The 3,807-nt window shown below is 38.7% G+C and carries 6 protein-coding genes and 1 pseudogene; all 7 read right to left on the bottom strand.

Annotation, left to right across the window (positions count from 1 at the left end):
- Positions 1 to 253: 253 nt before the first annotated feature.
- Positions 254 to 1,048: a DivIVA domain-containing protein gene (locus tag SORDD24_RS00680; protein WP_061406629.1), complete on the bottom strand. Its 795-nt coding sequence runs from the start codon at positions 1,046 to 1,048 to the stop codon at positions 254 to 256.
- 16 nt (positions 1,049 to 1,064) lie between these two features.
- Complete coding sequence (locus tag SORDD24_RS00675) at positions 1,065 to 1,319, bottom strand: DivIVA domain-containing protein (RefSeq protein WP_000028988.1); 255 nt, start codon at positions 1,317 to 1,319, stop codon at positions 1,065 to 1,067.
- A gap of 8 nt (positions 1,320 to 1,327) precedes the next feature.
- A complete protein-coding gene (locus SORDD24_RS00670; protein WP_061406627.1) occupies positions 1,328 to 2,119 on the bottom strand; it encodes a YlmH family RNA-binding protein in 792 nt (263 codons plus the stop codon).
- A complete protein-coding gene (locus SORDD24_RS00665; protein ID WP_000576501.1) occupies positions 2,116 to 2,376 on the bottom strand; it encodes a YggT family protein in 261 nt (86 codons plus the stop codon). The genes SORDD24_RS00670 and SORDD24_RS00665 overlap by 4 nt, the downstream gene beginning before the upstream one ends.
- On the bottom strand, positions 2,376 to 2,906 hold the full coding sequence (locus tag SORDD24_RS00660; RefSeq protein WP_061406625.1) for a cell division protein SepF: 531 nt from the start codon (positions 2,904 to 2,906) through the stop codon (positions 2,376 to 2,378). The genes SORDD24_RS00665 and SORDD24_RS00660 overlap by 1 nt, the downstream gene beginning before the upstream one ends.
- A gap of 9 nt (positions 2,907 to 2,915) precedes the next feature.
- A complete protein-coding gene (locus SORDD24_RS00655) occupies positions 2,916 to 3,587 on the bottom strand; it encodes a YggS family pyridoxal phosphate-dependent enzyme (protein ID WP_061406623.1) in 672 nt (223 codons plus the stop codon).
- Positions 3,588 to 3,590: 3 nt separating this feature from the next.
- Positions 3,591 to 3,807 (bottom strand): annotated as a pseudogene (locus tag SORDD24_RS00650) (cell division protein FtsZ); the annotation flags it as partial.

Raw genomic sequence — 3,807 nt, 5'->3', positions numbered from 1 at the left:
CATTATATCTCCTTTATTATATAGACAAATTAAAAACCACGACTCGCAAAAAGGACGAAAATCGTGGTACCACCTTTGTTCGAAAAAAGACAGGGTCTCTTTTCCTCTTTTCCCGTAACGTGGGGGACGTCTAGTCTTACTGCTTTCGGACTGGATTTGTTGAGAGGATAATCTAACCACTAGGGATTGCAGGACTCGCACCATCTCCCGCTCGCTGAAAATATAGTTGGTTCGATCTTGTTCTCACATTTTCTTATAGGATAAGAACAGATTCTTTGTTTGCATCTTCCTCAGTTGCTGCAGTAGCTTCTACTTCAACTGACTCTTCATGCTGGTCACTTTCTTCTGTCTGTTGATTTTGTTGAGCTTCAAACTCTGCTAATTCTTTGTTGCCAGCCTCGATACGAGCTTGCAATTCAGCAACCTCTTCTGGTGTGAATTGACGAGTCATATCAATTGGTTCTTCCTCTGGTTGTAAAGATACTGATTCACCAAGAACTTCACCAACCACCTCTTTAAAGGCTTCATCACTTGTTTGAAGGTAAGTAGCTGTTGGGCGAAGAATATCTTCCCAATCAGATGACTCGACAATAGCCAATTGACTTTCAATCGTAGACTTGAGGCGTTGATGGAATACACGACTCTTGTTCTTCAATTCTTCAGTCTCAACGGCAACTTTCTTAGCATTATCTGTTGCCTGACGGAGAATTTCATTTGCCTTGTATTTCGCTTCTTCGAGCAAACGCTGAGCGTCTTGTTCAGCTTGTTGAATAATATTGTTTGAACGTTCTTGAGCAGCTTGTTTGACACGCTCAGCAGTATCCTGGGCAATCAAAACTGATTGGCTCAAGGAATCCTTCATTTCATCAAAGTAAGACAAACGCTCTTCTAAATTTTTGATGTGCGTTTCTTTGTCGTGATTGCTACGCACCAAGTCTTCATAATCACGAACAACGATATCAAGAAACTCATCTACTTCTTCTGGGTCAAAACCTCTAAATCTTGTACCAAAGGTTTTATCTTTAATTTCTAACGATGTAATTGGCATACTTTTCCTCACTTACTTAATAAAAAATAGAATCATTAATTGCTTCTGGTTCTTGCTCGCTTGTTACTGTTCTCTTAGGAATATCATTCGTATAATAGGAAAGACGTTCTTCTAGTTTTTTGATATAGAGTTCAGTTTCATCTTTGTATCGAATCATCTCCTCTAATTCAAAGTAAATCTTATCAAGAAAGAGGTCAACTTCTTCCTGATTGTAGCCTCTGAATGTTCTTGAGAAAGCTTTATCACTTATTTCTTGTGGTGTAATCGACATATTTTTTCTCACTTGCTTAAAAGTAGCCGGACTGTTAGTTTTTTCTTATCCTTTTTGGTCTGACCATTGTCTTTGACAACTTTCAAACGACCAAACTTTCTCACACTGATCAAATCTCCAACTGCAACCTGGTAATCAGATTTTTCAACCACATGATAATTTACCTGGACAGATTTTTTCTCAATCAGTTGACTAGTTTGATTTCTAGATAATTTCAAGGCACTTGATAAGAGGGCATCCAATCGAAAACTCGAAACTATAATTTCTCGTTCTCTATAGTCAATTTTAGATATAATCCTATCGGTAAAAGGACGTTCCTCCAGCGATACAGGAAGTCTGCCAATTTTTCTTATCCCATCTTGAAAAAGAGGAATAAAATCACGATTGACAAAAATCTGTGCTCTCTTTTCATCTACCAAGATATCACCAAATAATTTACGGTCAATTCCTAGCTGGTTGATGATTGTTCCCAATATTTTTCCATGACTCAGTTGTTCAAACTTACTCGGATAGAAAATTTCCAACAAGGCCATTTCAAAGTCTGATATCTCCGGTTCAAAGTAATCTGGATAGAGAAGAACTCGAACCGACTCAGTCTGAAAAAAATCACCGCTACTTTGACAACTCAGTCCATGTGTCCCAGCTAGCACCCTCAAAATCTGTTCCTGATGAGGATTGATAAAAGGGCTAAGCACCGGTGCATAGGTATCTTGCACCCGCTTAATCCACTCCAATCCTTTATCAATAAAAGGAATATCTTCATGGGAAAAGTGCTGATAAATGGCTCGATTTTCTGTCATAATAATAGGACTAGTCGTGTTAAGAGATTTCCAACAAACTGGATTAGAATGAGCGCAGCCCAAACAGTAAAATCAAGCCCCGCAAATTGTAGATTGAGCTTACGAAGGGGCTCAATAACTGGGCGAGCAAGTCTGATAACTAAGCGACCTAGCTGGCTTTCATAGGCATTTGGAAACCATGAAAGAAGAGCAAATGCAACGAGAATGATGGAATAAATGCTAACAGCATTTTGGATTAAACGAATTAAGAAAATCATTATCTTGCTCTATTTCGTTTAATATCAAAACCAAACTCAGCGCTTTGTGATTCATCTGGAAGCTTGATATCTTCAATATTCACGATAACGTTGACAGGAGTCAATAGATACATCGTGCTCGCAACTTTTTTCATATTTCCAGCCAAAACATGACGGGCTCCATCCAAGTAATCAAGGCAACGACGGGCTTGAACCTCTGTCATGTATTGGAAATCAATCAAGATACTTTCATTTCCAGCCAACAAATCTACAATTTCAGTTGCATCTTCATATTTTCTTGGATAGCGAACGTCAATTGTCACTTTCTCATCTGAACGATGACTTTGCATTGCCAATTCTTGTTGACGAGCATGTAAGCGAGTAATGTTTGCATCTTTTGCTGGCCCTGACTGAGCAGGTGCTGGTAATTCCTTAGAAGTTGAGACGGCCGGACGAACTGTTTCCTCTTGTTGAGGCTGGTAGTTAGTTGTTTCCTCTCCATCTTCTGTGAAATAATCTATAAATTTATCGAATTTATCTTTTAAAGACATAGCTCTCTCCTATTTAAAAAATGCTGTACCGATTCGAACAAAGGTTGAGCCGAACTGAATGGCTTCTTTGAAATCACGACTCATTCCCATGCTGAGTTCTGTCATCGGCATATTAGGGATTTGTTTTTCTCTAATTTCTGCCTGCAGAGCTTGTGTTGCTTTGAAAATTTCTTTCAATTTCTCACTATCTGCCTCAAAAGGAGCCATGGTCATTAAACCAACATACTCAATCTGATCTAACTTAGCCAATTCTGGCAAAAGTTCTAGCAATTCTTCTTTTGAAAACCCATGCTTGCTTTCTTCCCCAGAAATATTGACCTGCAAGAAACACTTGATAACCTGGTCTCTTCTCTTTTGAATTTCCTGAGCCAATTTTAGGGAGTCTAAAGCATGAAAGTAATCCACATATGGGATTACTTCTTTTACTTTCCGTCTTTGTAGTGTTCCTATTAAATGCCAAGTGACTGGATAATCTTTCAAGGCCTGATATTTTTCTAAGAATTTATCAACTCGATTTTCACCTATATGACGGACACCAAGCGGAAGCAAGGCTTCCGCTGTTTGTATGTCTACATATTTTGTCACTGCAATAACTGAAACATCATCTAAAGCACGGTTTGCTTCTAGACTAGCATCAGCAATCTGCTGAAATACTAATTCAGTATTTTTTTTCAAATTCATTGATTAACGATTTTTGAAGAATGGTGGTGTATCCAACTCATCTTCATCCTGTGAAACTGGTGTCTCAAAACGTTCTACTGGAGAAACTACTGAATCTGTTTGGCGGACAATAGACTCACGACGCAAGTCCCAGTCTCCAAAAGCAGAAGCTTGGTTTGTTTCAAAGCGACGTGGACTTGATTTAGGCAATTCTGCTGTTTCTTCCAAATCGAATTGACGG

The sequence above is a fragment of the Streptococcus oralis genome (genome assembly GCF_001579175.1).
GTDB lineage: Bacteria > Bacillota > Bacilli > Lactobacillales > Streptococcaceae > Streptococcus > Streptococcus oralis_O.
The sequence above is the reverse complement of the archived record's forward strand: the minus strand, read 5'-3'. Positions and strand labels throughout refer to the sequence as shown.